This is a genomic window from Streptomyces gobitricini, from assembly GCF_039532985.1.
GTDB classification, from domain to species: Bacteria; Actinomycetota; Actinomycetes; order Streptomycetales; family Streptomycetaceae; genus Streptomyces; species Streptomyces gobitricini.
Genome location: NZ_BAAASR010000014.1, coordinates 90297 through 104441, shown reverse-complemented (window position 1 = coordinate 104441; position 14145 = coordinate 90297). Strand labels below are relative to the sequence as shown.

The window sequence follows — 14145 nt, the reverse complement described above, 5'->3', positions numbered from 1 at the left end:
GCGACCCTCGGGTCAGGCGGTGAGTGTCAGGCGATCAGTGGTGGCCGTGGCCGCTGGTGATCTCCTTGTACTCGTCGACGGAGGCCTTGGGAACCTGGTTCCCCTCCCCGAAGTAGCCCTTGCTGAGCTTCGCGCGGAGCTTCTGACCGCGCGACGGCTTGCGCTCGACACCGTTCTCGTCGACCGTCGGGCCGATCTCGGCCGGCTGGTACTGCTCGTGCGCGGTGAGCGCGTGCAGCTGGGCCTGGCTGAGCGGCTCGTGGATCTCGACGAACTCGCCGTGCGGCAGGCGCTTGATGATGCCGGACTCACGTCCGTGCAGCACCTTGTCCTTGTCCCGGCGCTGGAGGCCGAGGCAGATCCGCTTGGTGACGATGAACGCGATGACCGGGCCGAGGAAGAAGAAGATCCGGACGAACCACGTGATCGCGTTGATCGACAGGTGGAAGTGGGTGGCGAAGATGTCGTTGCCACCACCGACCAGCATGATCATGTAGGCGGTGACCCAGGCGACACCCAGAGCCGTACGGGTCGGCGCGTTGCGCGGCCGGTCCAGCAGGTGGTGTTCGCGCTTGTCGCCGGTGATCCACGACTCGATGAACGGGTAGACCGCGATCGCGCCGAGCATCAGGCCGAAGACGACCAGCGGGATGAACACGCCCAGGACCAGCGTGTGGCCCCACAGGGTGATCTCCCAGCCCGGCATCACACGGATCAGGCCCTCGGCGAAGCCCATGTACCAGTCGGGCTGGGCGCCGGTGGACACCTGGTCCGGACGGTACGGGCCGAGGGCCCACACCGGGTTGATGGTGAACAGGGCCGCGATGATCGCGATGACACCGAAGACCAGGAAGAAGAAGCCTCCGGCCTTGGCCATGTAGACCGGCAGCAGCGGCATGCCGACGACGTTCTTGTTCGTCCGGCCGGGGCCGGGGAACTGCGTGTGCTTGTGGTAGAAGACCAGGATCAGGTGCGCCACCACGAGGCCGAGCATGATGCCCGGCAGCAGCAGGATGTGGATCGAGTAGAACCGGGCGACCATGTCGTGGCCGGGGAACTCGCCGCCGAACAGGAACATCGAGATGTACGTGCCGACGATCGGCGTGGCCAGGATCGCGCCCTGGGTGAAGCGGACACCGGTGCCGGAGAGCAGGTCGTCGGGGAGCGAGTAACCGGTGAAGCCGGTGAACATGCCGAGGACGAACAGCAGGAAGCCGAACAGCCAGTTGACCTCACGCGGCTTGCGGAACGCGCCGGTGAAGAAGACGCGCATCATGTGCACGAACATGCCGGCGATGAAGATCAGCGCCGCCCAGTGGTGGATCTGCCGGATGAGCAGACCACCGCGGACGTCGAAGCTGATGTCCAGGGTCGAGGCGTACGCCTCGGTCATCCGGATGCCCTGCATCGGCACGTACGAGCCGTGGTACTCGATCTCGTTCATGCTCGGGTGGAAGAACAGCGTCAGATACACACCCGTGAGGATGATGATCAGGAAGGTGTAGAGGCAGATCTCACCCAGCATGAAGGACCAGTGGTCCGGGAAGATCTTGCGCATGTTGGCCTTGGCGAGGCCGTAGATCCCCAGCCGGCCGTCGGCCCAGTCGGCGACCCGCTCGCCGGCGGGCGCCTTGCGCTTGGCGTCGCTTGCGGTCGTGGTACTCATCCGCGCTCCCAGAATGCAGGGCCGACGGGCTCGGCGAAGTCACCGAGCGCTTCGAGGAAGCCCTCGTCGTTCACGCCGATCCGCAGCTGCGGGAGGGCGTGGCCGGCCGGGCCGAAGATGACGCGGGCGCCGTCGGAGAGGTCGAAGGTGGACTGGTGGCACGGGCAGAGGACGTGGTGGGTCTGCTGCTCGTACAGGGAGATCGGGCAGCCCACGTGGGTGCAGATCTTCGAGAAGGCGACGATCCCCTCGTGCGACCACTCCAACTCGCGCTTGTCCTTGATGTCCTCCGGCTGGATCCGGACGATCATCAGGGCATCCTTGGCGATCTTGTTGTTGAAGTCGTGGTCGCTCTCCTCCAGGCCCTCGGGCTTGGCGAAGGTGAGCGAGCCCACCGCGACGTCCTCGGGACGCAGCGGCTCGTTGGTGTTCATGTTGATGAGCTGCTTGCCCCTGCTCCATCCGGTGTGGAAGAGCTTCTTCTCGGGCAGCGGACCCAGCTCGCGCAGCAGCACCACGCCGGAGAGCGGCACCATGGCCAGCGCGCCGAACATGGTGTTGCGGATCAGCGGGCGGCGACCGATCGCGGACTCCCGCGCACCGTCACCGAAGTCCGCCATGACCTTGGCCTTGACGTCGGGCGTCGCCTCGATGGCGTGCCGGTCGTCGGCCATCTCCTCGTCGGACATCAGGGTGCGGGCCCAGTGGACCGCGCCCGCGCCGATGCAGAAGAGCGCGATGCCCAGCGTCAGACCCAGCGACAGGTTGGTCGCGCTGACGTGGCCCAGCGGCCAGACGTAGACGATCTTGTCGACCGGGAAGATCACGAAGGAGGCGATGAAGCCGATCGTGGCCAGCATCGACAGGGTGAACAACAGGGCGACCGTGCGCTCGGAGCGCTTGGCGGCCCGCTCGTCGATGTCCTGGATGCGCGGCCTGTGGGGCGGCAGCCCCGGGTCGGCGAACGGGTTCTCCTCGATCGCCGTGCCGTGCTTGGCGTCCTGCTCGTTCGGCAGGCCCTCTGCTTCTGAAATCTCTTGGCTACTCATGACTTCTTGGCCTTAGCGGTGTGGGCCGCGACCCAGACGGCGACAGCGATCAGGGAACCCAGACCGAAGATCCATCCGAACAGGCCCTCGCTGACCGGGCCCAGACCGCCCAGCGCGAAGCCGCCGGGGCTCGGCGTCTCCTCACCGTTCACGGTCTTGATGTACGCGATGATGTCCTTCTTCTCCTTCTCCGGCATCGTGGTGTCGGGGAAGGACGGCATGTTCTGCGGGCCGGTCTGCATGGCCTCGTAGATGTGCTTCTCGCTCACGCCTTCGAGGCTGGGGGCGAACTTGCCGTGCGTCAGGGCACCGCCCTCGCCGGTGAAGTTGTGGCACTGGGCGCAGTTGTTGCGGAACAGGTCGCCACCACGGGCGATGTTCGCGCCTTCCGGGCTGTACTGCTTCTCGGTCGGCGTGATCGGACCGGCGCCGAGGGACGCGATGTACGCGGCCAGCTGGTCGATCTCGGCCTGCGAGTAGACGACCGGCTTCTCGGGCACCTGGGCGCCGGGCTGCTGCGCCGGCATGCGGCCGGTGCCGACCTGGAAGTCCACGGCGGCGGAGCCGACGCCGACCAGGCTCGGGCCGTCAGTGGTTCCCTGACCGCCGGTTCCGTGGCAGCTGGCGCAGCCGACGGTGTAGAGCTTCTTGCCCTCCTCGATGGCGAGGGACTGGGCGGTTTCGTCTGCCTGCGCCTTGCCCGCGGGCGCGAACGCGGCGTACAGCCCCCCAGTGGCCGCCAGCGCGAAGAGTAGGACGACGACCGCCGCCAGCGGATGGCGTCGTCGTGCGGAGAGCTTTTTCACGGATTACCCCGGTGTCAGGATCTTCTGCGTCGGTGCTTGCTGGATGTGCCGGGCGTACCTGAGGTACGGGCCCGACTACTTGATCATGTAGATCGTGGCGAAGAGGCCGATCCAGACGACATCGACGAAGTGCCAGTAGTAGGACACGACGATGGCGGCGGTTGCCTGCTCGTGGGTGAATCTCTTGGCCGCGTAGGTACGGCCGAGGACCAGCAGGAAGGCGATGAGACCGCCCGTCACGTGCAGGCCGTGGAAGCCGGTCGTCAGGTAGAACACGGAGCCGTACGGGTCCGACGAGAGCGAGAGGCCCTCGTGCTTCACCAGCTCGGTGTACTCGAAGACCTGGCCTCCGATGAAGATCGCACCCATCACGAACGTGATCACGAACCACGTGCGGAGCTTCTTCACGTCACCCCGCTCGGCGGCGAACACGCCGAGCTGGCAGGTGAGCGAGGAGAGCACCAGGATCGTGGTGTTCGTCGCCGCGAACGGGAAGTTCAGCGTGTCGGCTTTCTCTGCCCAGAACTCGGCACCCGTCACCGATCGCAGGGTGAAGTACATCGCGAAGAGGGCCGCGAAGAACATCAGCTCGGAACTCAACCAGATGATGGTTCCGACGCTGGTGAGGTTCGGCCGATTGACCGACGGGTGCGCGTGCCCGGTTTCTACTGTCGTTGCTGTCGCCACGACCGACATTATGTCGGTCGCTTATCCCGCCCTCACTCCGGGGGGTGCCGTTCGGTGTGTTGGTGCGCTCCGTCCAGCCCGAACGGCCCATCGGAAGGGGCGTCGAAGGAGTGTCCGAACCGGTGTCGACGGGTGGTGGGGAGGGGTAGCATCCGGCGCATCGGTACCTGCCTTCCTGCCCTTGCCGCCGACGTACTCGGAGGAACAATGCAGTCGAGCGCCACCGTCCTGGTCTACAGCGACAACGCCAACACCCGCGAGCAGGTGCGGCTGGCGGCCGGGCGCAGGCCCGCGGCCGACGTTCCGCCGGTCGAGTACATCGAGTGCGCGACGCTCCCGGCCGTACTGGACCATCTGGACGGCGGCGGCGTCGACGTCTGCGTACTGGACGGCGAGGCGACGCCGGCGGGCGGCATGGGGGTGTGCCGCCAGATCAAGGACGAGGTCTTCCGCTGCCCGCCCGTGCTGGTGCTCATCGGCCGCCCCCAGGACGCCTGGCTGGCCACCTGGAGCCGCGCGGACGCCGCAGTGACCCTTCCGGTCGACCCGGTGGAGCTCGCGGACTCCCTGGCGGCCCTGCTGCGCAGCCGGCTCGCCGTGGAGGCGTGACGTCCGGGGCCTAGAGCCCGGGCCGGAGGCGGACGTGCTCGGTGCGGGGGGCGTCGGCGCGGGCGGCGCTGCCGGCCTGCCACTTGTCCCAGGACAGGTTCCAGTCGCCGAAGCCGTTGCCGAAGTGGTCCATCTCCTTGCCCTGGCTGTTGATGACCTGCACGAGGTCGCCGGGGCGGACGTTCTCGTAGAACCAGGCGGCGTTGCTGGTGGACATGCCAACGCAGCCGTGGCTGACGTTGGCGTACCCCTGTGAGCCGGTGGACCAGGGGGCGGCGTGGACGTACTCACCGCTCCAGGTCACCCGGGTGGCGTAGTAGACCGGGAGGTCGTAGGACTCGCTGCTGCCCGCCGCGATACCGACGGTGGTGCTGCGCATCCGGACGAAGTACTCCTTGCCAAGCACCACCTTGATCCCGTTACGGGTGGAGAAGCCCGGTTTTCCGGTGGTCACCGGAATGGTGTTGATCACTTTTCCGTTGCGTTTGACGGTCATGTGGTGACCGGCCGCGTCGGTGATCGCCTCCACGCGGTCGCCGATGCTCAGGTTCAGGGATCCGGCGGAGCCGCCGTAGAGGTCGCCCGCGAGCTTGACGCCCGCGAGGTTACCCGTGACGGTGACGGACGCGCCGACGGGCCAGTACTCCTTCGGGCGATAGTGCAGCTTCTTGTCGTCGACCCAGTACCACGAGCCCGTGACCGCGGGCGTGGAGCGCACCTTCAGGGACCGCTCGACGGCGGCGCGGCCCTCCTTGGTGGTGACCGGGGCGCTGAGTTCCGCGGTGATGGGCTGTCCGACGCCGTACTTGCCCGCCTCAGGGCCGAACTCGACGTTCAGCACCTTCTTGGCGGGCGCCGTCTCGAAGGTGAGCGTACGGGCGCCTGGAGCGCCCTTGCGGTCCTCCGTGGCCACCCTGACGGTGTAGCGCGCACCGGCCACCAGAGGGGCCGTGGAGCGCCAGCGGCTGCCGTCGGCGGCCAGCTCGCCCGCGAGGTAGTGCCCGGCCGTGTCGACGGCCGTGACGTCCGTGATACGGCCGTCCTTGCCCTTGGCGGTGACTTCGAGCGGCTTGTCGAGGGCCGCCTTGGCGGTGCCGGACGGGGCGTTGAAGGTGACCTGGCGGGCCGCGTCGTACGGCTCCGAGGACAGGGGGTGGCCGTCCGGGCCACCGCACGCGGTCGCGCTCGCGCCGGTGACGGCGGCCAAGAGGATGCAGCTTGTGGCGATGCGCATGCGGGGCGTGTTGCTCATAACCACACCGTAGGAAGGTGCGACCGGAGCGGCACGCGGGATGACTCCAAAAGAGGGGCCCGGCGGCCTCCGTACGGAGGTCGCCGGGCCCCTCGGCGGAGCGCTGCCCGCGCTCCTGGGACCTACTGGTTCTGGTTCTCGCCCCGGTAGTACTCGAAGACCCATCCCCAGACGCCGATCAGGATCAGCGGGAGGGAGAAGTACAGGAGCCACCAGCCCAGCGCGACGGCCAGGAAGGCGAAGGCACCACCGATCGCCAGCGAGAGCGGCTGCCAGCTGTGCGGGGAGAAGAAGCCGACCTCACCGGCTTCGTCCGCGACGTCGGCCTCCTTGTCGTCCTGGGCCATGGCGTCCACTCGCCGGGCCGTGAAGGCCAGGTAGTAGCCGATCATGATCGCCAGGCCGAAGGCCAGGAAGAGCGCCGTCGTACCGGCCGGCTCCTTCGACCACACGCCATAGAGGATCGCCATGGCGAGGATGAAGATGCTCAGCCAGATGAACATCTTGCCCTGGATCTTCACTTGCCGACCTCCTTGCCACCGAACAGCGCGGTGTCCTTCTGCCCGTGGTTCTCGAGCTGGCCGACAGCGGCGATCTCAGGGTGATGCAGGTCGAAGGCCGGGGATTCCGAGCGGATGCGCGGCAGCGTGAGGAAGTTGTGCCGCGGCGGCGGGCAGGAGGTCGCCCACTCCAGCGAACGGCCGTAGCCCCACGGGTCGTCGACCGCGACCTTCTTGCCGTACTTGGCGGTCTTCCAGACGTTGTAGAAGAACGGCAGGATCGACATGCCCAGCAGGAACGAGGCGATCGTGGAGATCGTGTTCAGCAGGGTGAAGCCGTCGGCGGCGAGGTAGTCCGCGTAACGGCGCGGCATGCCCTCGGCTCCGAGCCAGTGCTGCACCAGGAACGTGCCGTGGAAGCCGATGAACAGCGTCCAGAACGTGATCTTGCCGAGGCGCTCGTCCAGCATCTTGCCCGTGAACTTCGGCCACCAGAAGTGGAATCCGGCGAACATCGCGAAGACCACGGTGCCGAAGACGACGTAGTGGAAGTGCGCGACGACGAAGTACGAGTCGGAGACGTGGAAGTCCATCGGGGGCGAGGCCAGGATGACACCGGTCAGACCACCGAAGGTGAAGGTGACCAGGAAGCCGATCGTCCAGAGCATCGGGGTCTCGAAGGACAGCGAGCCCTTCCACATGGTGCCGATCCAGTTGAAGAACTTCACACCGGTCGGTACCGCGATCAGGAAGGTCATGAAGGAGAAGAACGGCAGCAGCACACCGCCTGTGACGTACATGTGGTGCGCCCACACCGTCACGGACAGACCGGCGATCGCGATGGTCGCGGCCACCAGACCGATGTAACCGAACATCGGCTTGCGGCTGAAGACCGGGATGATCTCCGAGACGATGCCGAAGAACGGCAGGGCGATGATGTACACCTCGGGGTGACCGAAGAACCAGAAGAGGTGCTGCCACAGCAACGCGCCGCCGTTGGCGGGGTCGAAGATGTGGGCGCCGAACTTGCGGTCGGCCTCCAGCGCGAAGAGCGCCGCCGCCAGCACCGGGAAGGCGAGCAGGACCAGCACACCGGTCAGCAGCACGTTCCAGGTGAAGATCGGCATACGGAACATCGTCATGCCGGGTGCGCGCATGCAGATGATCGTGGTGATGAAGTTGACCGAGCCGAGGATGGTGCCGAAGCCGGAGAAGGCCAGACCCATGATCCACATGTCGGCGCCGACGCCCGGTGACCGGACCGCGTCCGACAGCGGCGTGTACGCGAACCAGCCGAAGTCGGCCGCGCCCTGCGGGGTGAGGAAGCCGGCCACCGCGATGAGCGAGCCGAAGAGGTACAGCCAGTACGCGAACATGTTCAGCCGCGGGAACGCCACGTCGGGCGCACCGATCTGCAGCGGCATGATCCAGTTGGCGAATCCGGCGAACAGCGGCGTCGCGAACATCAGCAGCATGATCGTGCCGTGCATCGTGAACGCCTGGTTGAACTGCTCGTTCGACATGATCTGCGTACCCGGGCGGGCCAGCTCGGCGCGCATGAAGAGCGCCAGCAGACCGCCGATGCAGAAGAAGGCGAACGACGTGACCAGGTACAGCGTGCCGATGGTCTTGTGGTCGGTGGTGGTCAGCCACTTCACGACCACACCGCCGGGGTGACTGCGCCGGACGGGCAGCTCGTTCTCGTACGGCTCACGCGAGCCGTCGGCTGCCGTGGCGGCACCCTGAGGTTCGTTGAGGATGCTCACAGTTGGTTGCTCTCCGAGTTCCTGGCCGAGTCGGTGATCTCCATGCCCGCCGGGATGTAGCCCGTCTGCCCCTTCTCGGCCAGCTCCTTCAGGTGCTGCTGGTAGCGCTCCGGGGAGACGACCTTGACGTTGAAGAGCATCCGGGAGTGATCGACGCCGCAGAGCTCGGCGCACTTGCCCTTGAAGGTGCCCTCCTTCGTCGCGGTCACCTCGAAGACGTTCACGTTGTGACCGGGGAAGACGTCCTGCTTGAACAGGAAGGGGACGACCCAGAACGAGTGGATGACGTCACGCGAGGTCAGGATGAACCGGACCTTCTCTCCCTTCGGCAGCCACAGGGTCGGACCCGGGTTGCCGTTCTGCGGGTTCCGCGTGCCCGGGATGCCGTAGTCGTATACGCCTTCGGCCCCCTGGGGGAACTGCTTCTGGTACTTGTCGGGGATGACGGCCAGTTCCTTGGCGGGCGTGGCGCCCGTGTCGGCCTTGCCGTCGACGTTCTCGATGTAGTTGAAGCCCCAGCTCCACTGGTAGCCGACCACACCGATGGTGTGGGTCGGCTTGTCGGAGAGGGCGAGGAGCTTCGACTCGTCGCGCGCGGTGAAGTAGAAGAGCACCGAGACGATGATGAGCGGGGTCACCGTGTACAGCGCCTCGATGGGCATGTTGTACCGGGTCTGCGGAGGAACCTCGACCTTGGTGCGGCTACGCCGGTGGAAGATGACGCTCCACAGGATCAGGCCCCAGACCAGCACGCCCGTGGCGAGCGCAGCCGCCCACGAGCCCTGCCAGAGGGAGAGGATCCGCGGGGCCTCCTCCGTCACCGGGGTGGGCATACCAAGGCGGGGGAAATCCTCCCAGTTGTACGAGCAACCGGTGGCGGTAGCCAGGATCAGGCCCGCAGTCAGCACCTGCGGCAGCTTCCGCCGCATCGGGCGCCGCGACGAGCGGTCGGAGCCGTTGGGACTCACGTAGCGCCTTCCCGAGAGTCTCGCCCGCGCGGTCGGCTGCGGCCGTCTCGCTGGTCGGTCGCCGGCCCTGACGCGGGCAGGGGTTTGGATGTTTATGCGGACCAAACCCTACTGGACGCTATTTGGGGTCGCGCGGGGAGGGTGCCCAACGCGCCGCAGGGCACCCCGAAGGGGTGGCCCGGGCCCGTTCCTCGCGGGCTGGGAGCGGGCTCCGCCCCGGCCGGCACCCGCGGGAGGGCCCCCCGGAGTTAGCGTGGCCGGGTGCCCTACTTCGATTCCGCTTCCGCCGCCCCGCTCCACCCGGTCGCCCGCCAGGCCCTGCAGGCCGCGCTGGACGAGGGGTGGGCCGATCCCGCCCGTCCGTACCGGGAGGGACGGCGCGCCCGGCTGCTGCTGGACGCGGCGCGGGAGGCCGCCGCGGAGGCCGTGGGGTGCCGCCCCGACGAGCTCGTGTTCACTCCTTCGGGGACGCGGGCGGTGCACGCGGGGATTGCCGGGGCGCTCGCCGGACGCCGGCGGGCCGGGCGGCACCTGGTCGTGTCGGCGGTGGAGCACTCCTCCGTGCTCCAGTCGGCGGCCGCGCACGAGGCGGACGGCGGGACGGTGACCGAGGTGCCCGTGGACGGGGGCGGGCGGGTGACGCCGGACGCGTACGCCGCCGCCCTGCGGGACGGCACGGCGCTCGCCTGCCTCCAGTCGGCCAATCACGAGGTGGGCACCGAGCAGCCGGTGGTCGAGGTGACGGAAGCGTGCCGGGAGGCGGGGGTGCCGCTGCTGGTGGACGCCGCGCAGTCGCTGGCGTGGGGCCCGGTGGAGGGCGACTGGTCGCTTCTCACGGCGAGTGCCCACAAGTGGGGTGGTCCCGCCGGTGTCGGGCTGCTCGTGGTGCGCAAGGGCGTGCGGTTCGCGCCCCAGGGCCCCGCGGACGAACGGGAGTCGGGGCGCTCGGCCGGGTTCGAGAACATCCCGGGGATCGTGGCGGCGGCGGCCTCGCTGCGCGCGGTGCGCGCGGAGGCGGTCCCGGAGGCCGCGCGGCTGCGGGAGCTGGTCGCGCGGATCCGGACGCGGGTTCCCGAGCTGGTGCCGGACGTGGAGGTGGTCGGCGACCCGGTGCGGCGCCTCCCCCACCTGGTGACCTTCTCGTGTCTCTACGTCGACGGGGAGGCGCTGCTGTACGAGCTGGACCGGGCCGGTTTCTCCGTTTCCTCCGGTTCGTCCTGCACGAGTTCGACGCTGACGCCCAGCCATGTGCTCCGCGCGATGGGCGTGCTGTCGGAGGGGAACGTACGCGTGTCGCTGCCGTTCGGTACGGAGGAGGCGGACGTGGAGCGGTTCCTGGAGGTGCTGCCGGGCGTGGTGGCGGGGATCCGGGAGCGGTTCGGCGCGCCGGTGTCCGGGCCGGTGACCGGGGGCGGTGAGTCGCTGGTGGTGGACGCGCTCGGCAGGCGGTGCCCGATCCCGGTGATCGAGCTGGCCAAGGTGTTCGGGGAGGTCCCGGTCGGCGGCACCGTGACGGTCCTCTCCGACGACGAGGCGGCCCGGCTGGACATCCCGGCGTGGTGCGCGATGCGCGGCCAGGAGTACGTGGGCGAGCGCCCGGCGGAGCACGGCACCGCGTACGCGGTCCGCCGCCTGTCCTGACGGGCGGGCCGCTGTCCCGCAGCCGGCGTCCGGCCGGGGTGGGGCCGTGCAGGGTCGCCCCGCAGAGGCCGGCGGCAAGGGGTGGGCTCCCTTTCCGGTGCTCAGGGCCGTCGGCCTCGAGGAGGTGAGCCCGGAGGGGCACCGCCCTGGGGGCACCGGGAGAGGGCACCGCCCAGTCCCGTTGTGCCCGCCCTCCCCCAGCCCCTCGGCTTCGCTCGAGCAGGGGGGACCCCCATCGCCCCGCGGGACGACTGCTCACAACGGGGGCCGGGACGGAGCCCTTCCGGGCGGGGCCCGGTTACGGCAGGTGCGTCCGGACCTCGGCGGCGGCCTCGTGCCCGTACGCCTTGGTGAAGCGGTCCATGAAGTGGGCGCGGCTCAGGGTGTACTCCTGGGTGCCGAGCGTCTCGATGACCAGCGTGGCCAGCATGCAGCCGACCTGGGCGGCGCGCTCCAGGCCGACGCCCCAGGACAGGCCGGAGAGGAAACCGGCCCGGAAGGCGTCGCCGACACCGGTCGGGTCGACCTTCGCCTGCTCCTCCGGGCAGCCCACCTCGATCACCGGCTCGCCGGCCTTCTCGATCCGGACACCCCGCGAGCCGAGGGTGGTCACGCGGTGGCCGACCCTGGCGAGGATCTCCTCGTCGGTCCAGCCGGTCTTCGACTCGATGAGCCCCTTCTCGTACTCGTTGGAGAACAGGTACGTCGCGCCTTCGAGGAGCGTACGGATCTCGTCGCCGTCCATGCGGGCGATCTGCTGCGAGAAGTCGGCGGCGAACGGGATGCCCCGGGTCCGGCACTCCTCGGTGTGGCGGAGCATCGCCTCCGGGTCGTCGGCGCCGATGGACACCAGGTCGAGGCCGCCGACCCGGTCGGCGACGGCCTTGAGCTCGATCAGGCGGGCCTCGCTCATCGCGCCGGTGTAGAAGGAGCCGATCTGGTTGTGGTCGGCGTCGGTGGTGCAGACGAAGCGCGCGGTGTGCAGGACCTCGGAGATCCTCACGGAGCCGGTGTCCACCCCGTGCCGGTCCAGCCACGCCCGGTACTCGTCGAAGTCCGAGCCCGCCGCACCGACCAGGATGGGACGGGTGCCGAGCTGGCCCATTCCGAAGCAGATGTTGGCCGCCACCCCTCCCCTGCGGACGTCGAGGTTGTCGACCAGGAAGGAGAGGGAGACCGTGTGCAGCTGATCGGCGACCAGCTGGTCGGCGAATCGGCCGGGGAAGGTCATGAGGTGGTCGGTGGCGATGGAGCCGGTGACTGCGATACGCACGGCTGGGCGCTCCTGCGGGGAGGGGGAGTTGACAGTTCACGCTACCGGGTCGGCGGCGCCCCCCATATGCGGAAACTACCCATTAGTAGGTCTTTTTCGGTCGGCACCGACGTGCGTACGGTGCGCTTATGCCGAAGTTCATCGTCACGCGTGAGCATCACGAGTCCGATCCGGGCCTGGCCGAACTGCGCGGGGACAGCGCGCGCATGGTTCCGCACTGGGTGGTCCCGGCCGAGAGCGCGCCCGCTCCCGTGTCACCGTCCCGGATCCACGGGGTGGTCGTCCCGCCCGCCTCCGTCCGGCTGATCGACGCCACGCCGGAGTACGGCGTCTGAGGGAACCGCACGCTCCCCCGTTCCGTCACACCGATGTCTCCCGTCAAGGGGCCACTGCGTACGAAGGAGCATTGCGGTGAGCAGTACGGAGCCGGAGCCGGCCACGGAGCCGACACAGGACAACCCTCGCCGGAGGCGTTCACCGCTGGCCGTCGCCTCGGTGGCGGTGGCGGTGCTGCTCGCCGGGGGCGGCGGTGCGTACTTCGCCACGGTCGCGTCGGACGGTGGCGACCGACGGGGCGGTGCCCCCGCCGCGGGCGGTACGCAGCCGCCGCCGCCGCTGGCGCTGGACGGGCACACCGAGGGCGGTCGGGGGCCGGGCGGCCCGGGTGTCGCCCCCGGCGAGCCGGACCCGAACGGGGTGGTCTACCGGGCCGCCGGGCCGTTGCCCGAGGGCCCCGGCTCGGCGCACGTGTACCGGCCGGAGGGCTCGGTCGGCGCCGACGAGGTGGCGCGGCTGGCCGCGGCGCTGGGCCTCGACGGTACGCCGAGGGCGGCGGGTTCGGCGTGGAAGGTGGGGCCGGACAAGGACGGCTCGGGTGCGACGCTGCAGGTGGACCGGCAGGCGCCGGGCATGTGGACGTTCGGGACGGCGCCGGCCGGTGACAACTGCCTGAAGGGCAAGGAGTGCCCCTCCACGAGTGCGACGCCCCCGGACGGCATGAGCGGGCAGCCGGTGGACGAGGCCGCCGCGAAGAAGGCGGCGGCCCCGGTCCTGGAGGCGCTGGGCCAGCAGAAGGCCGAACTCGACGCCACGCAGGTGATGGGCGCGGTACGGGTGGTGAACGCGGACCCGGTCGTGGGCGGGCTGCCGACGTACGGGTGGTCGACCGGCGTCCAGGTGGGCGCCGACGGCTCGCTCACCGGCGGCAGCGGACGGCTGAAGGCGCCGGCGGAGAGCCACGAGTACCCGGTGATCGGCGCGGCGGAGGCGCTGAAGCTGCTGAACGCCGGGTCGGGTGACGGCGGGGCCGGCATCGGGAACATCGGCGGGTGCGCCACGCCCGCACCGCTGGAGGACTCCGGGACGAAGCCGGCCGCGCCGTGCGAGCCGGGCGGGGGCCCGGGTGGGAGCCCGGCCCCGAAGGAGACGGTGACGATCTCCAAGGCGGTCTTCGGGCTGGCGGCGCACTACACCGCGGGGCGCCCCGCGCTCGTACCGTCGTGGCTGTTCGAGGTGGCCCCGCAGGGCGACGCGCGGCCGTTCACGATCACCTATCCGGCGGTGGCGCCGGAGCACCTGACGCCCGCCCCGCCGCCGGCGGCATCGGAGGCCCCGGACACCCCGGGGACCGGGAAGGCGCCGCGGCAGGTCGAGTCGTACAGCATGGACGGCAAGATCCTCACGGCCCGGTTCTGGGGCGGGGTGTGCAGCAAGTACACCGTCGAGGCGGAGGAGAGCGGTACGCAGGTGAGGCTGAAGGTGGTCGAGACGCCGATCGAGCCGGGCCGGGTCTGCATCCTGATCGCCAAGGAGCTGACCGGGACGGTGACGCTCGACCAGCCGCTGGGCGACCGGCGCGTCGTGGACGCGGCGAGCGGCGAGCGGGTGCCCCGGCGGTAGCCGTACGCCGGGGGCAGGAGGCCAGGAGG

General features: G+C 69.4%; 13 protein-coding genes. 4 read left to right on the top strand and 9 right to left on the bottom strand.

The features are described from left to right. Window positions 1–34: 34 nt before the first annotated feature. The 4 genes from qcrB to ctaE all read right to left on the bottom strand — a co-directional run bounded on the left by qcrB (window position 35) and on the right by ctaE (window position 4217). Complete coding sequence (gene qcrB / locus ABD347_RS11965) at window positions 35–1666, bottom strand: cytochrome bc1 complex cytochrome b subunit (RefSeq protein WP_344360016.1); 1632 nt, start codon at window positions 1664–1666, stop codon at window positions 35–37. Then, entirely contained in the window at window positions 1663–2715 is a 1053-nt protein-coding gene (gene qcrA, locus ABD347_RS11960; RefSeq protein ID WP_344360014.1) for a cytochrome bc1 complex Rieske iron-sulfur subunit, read from the bottom strand. The genes qcrB and qcrA overlap by 4 nt, the downstream gene beginning before the upstream one ends. Beyond that, complete coding sequence (qcrC, locus tag ABD347_RS11955; protein ID WP_344360012.1) at window positions 2712–3521, bottom strand: cytochrome bc1 complex diheme cytochrome c subunit; 810 nt, start codon at window positions 3519–3521, stop codon at window positions 2712–2714. Before qcrC ends, qcrA begins: the two co-directional genes overlap by 4 nt. A 75-nt stretch (window positions 3522–3596) precedes the next feature. Then, the gene (gene ctaE, locus ABD347_RS11950; protein ID WP_344360010.1) at window positions 3597–4217 is read right to left on the bottom strand and encodes an aa3-type cytochrome oxidase subunit III; all 621 of its coding nucleotides are present in this window, start codon (window positions 4215–4217) and stop codon (window positions 3597–3599) included. 198 nt (window positions 4218–4415) lie between these two features. Here ctaE and ABD347_RS11945 point away from each other — a divergent pair, with 198 nt between their 5' ends. After that, window positions 4416–4817, top strand: coding sequence for a DNA-binding transcriptional response regulator (locus ABD347_RS11945; protein WP_344360008.1), 402 nt, complete (start codon window positions 4416–4418; stop codon window positions 4815–4817). A 10-nt stretch (window positions 4818–4827) separates the two neighbouring features. Here ABD347_RS11945 and ABD347_RS11940 read toward each other — a convergent pair whose 3' ends face one another. From ABD347_RS11940 to ctaC, 4 genes are all read right to left on the bottom strand, one after another. Then, the gene (locus ABD347_RS11940; RefSeq protein WP_344360006.1) at window positions 4828–6069 is read right to left on the bottom strand and encodes a L,D-transpeptidase; all 1242 of its coding nucleotides are present in this window, start codon (window positions 6067–6069) and stop codon (window positions 4828–4830) included. Between the two features lie 122 nt (window positions 6070–6191). Continuing rightward, window positions 6192–6590, bottom strand: coding sequence for a cytochrome c oxidase subunit 4 (locus ABD347_RS11935; RefSeq protein WP_344360004.1), 399 nt, complete (start codon window positions 6588–6590; stop codon window positions 6192–6194). Continuing rightward, window positions 6587–8335 (bottom strand): aa3-type cytochrome oxidase subunit I, encoded by a 1749-nt coding sequence (gene ctaD / locus ABD347_RS11930; protein ID WP_344360002.1) that lies wholly within the window; start codon window positions 8333–8335, stop codon window positions 6587–6589. The genes ABD347_RS11935 and ctaD overlap by 4 nt, the downstream gene beginning before the upstream one ends. Then, complete coding sequence (gene ctaC, locus ABD347_RS11925; RefSeq protein ID WP_344360000.1) at window positions 8332–9303, bottom strand: aa3-type cytochrome oxidase subunit II; 972 nt, start codon at window positions 9301–9303, stop codon at window positions 8332–8334. Before ctaC ends, ctaD begins: the two co-directional genes overlap by 4 nt. 261 nt (window positions 9304–9564) lie before the next feature. Between ctaC and ABD347_RS11920 the strand changes: the two genes are divergently transcribed. Continuing rightward, complete coding sequence (locus ABD347_RS11920) at window positions 9565–10944, top strand: cysteine desulfurase/sulfurtransferase TusA family protein (protein WP_344359998.1); 1380 nt, start codon at window positions 9565–9567, stop codon at window positions 10942–10944. Between the two features lie 298 nt (window positions 10945–11242). Here ABD347_RS11920 and ABD347_RS11915 read toward each other — a convergent pair whose 3' ends face one another. Then, window positions 11243–12217, bottom strand: a complete 975-nt coding sequence (locus ABD347_RS11915) for a carbohydrate kinase family protein (protein WP_344359996.1) — start codon at window positions 12215–12217, stop codon at window positions 11243–11245. Window positions 12218–12345: 128 nt separating this feature from the next. Here ABD347_RS11915 and ABD347_RS11910 point away from each other — a divergent pair, with 128 nt between their 5' ends. Both ABD347_RS11910 and ABD347_RS11905 read left to right on the top strand, forming a co-directional pair. Next, the gene (locus ABD347_RS11910; RefSeq protein WP_344359994.1) at window positions 12346–12552 is read left to right on the top strand and encodes a hypothetical protein; all 207 of its coding nucleotides are present in this window, start codon (window positions 12346–12348) and stop codon (window positions 12550–12552) included. 76 nt (window positions 12553–12628) lie between these two features. Then, the gene (locus tag ABD347_RS11905) at window positions 12629–14116 is read left to right on the top strand and encodes a hypothetical protein (protein ID WP_344359993.1); all 1488 of its coding nucleotides are present in this window, start codon (window positions 12629–12631) and stop codon (window positions 14114–14116) included. Window positions 14117–14145 lie beyond the last annotated feature (29 nt).

What these genes read in the sequence shown, in the direction of transcription:
- ctaE (WP_344360010.1), bottom strand. Translation starts at nt 4,217, where the DNA reads ATGTCGGTCGTGGCGACAGCAACGACAGTAGAAACCGGGCACGCGCAC.
- ABD347_RS11945 (WP_344360008.1), top strand. Translation starts at nt 4,416, where the DNA reads ATGCAGTCGAGCGCCACCGTCCTGGTCTACAGCGACAACGCCAACACC.
- ABD347_RS11940 (WP_344360006.1), bottom strand. Translation starts at nt 6,069, where the DNA reads ATGAGCAACACGCCCCGCATGCGCATCGCCACAAGCTGCATCCTCTTG.
- qcrA (WP_344360014.1), bottom strand. Translation starts at nt 2,715, where the DNA reads ATGAGTAGCCAAGAGATTTCAGAAGCAGAGGGCCTGCCGAACGAGCAG.
- qcrB (WP_344360016.1), bottom strand. Translation starts at nt 1,666, where the DNA reads ATGAGTACCACGACCGCAAGCGACGCCAAGCGCAAGGCGCCCGCCGGC.
- ABD347_RS11910 (WP_344359994.1), top strand. Translation starts at nt 12,346, where the DNA reads ATGCCGAAGTTCATCGTCACGCGTGAGCATCACGAGTCCGATCCGGGC.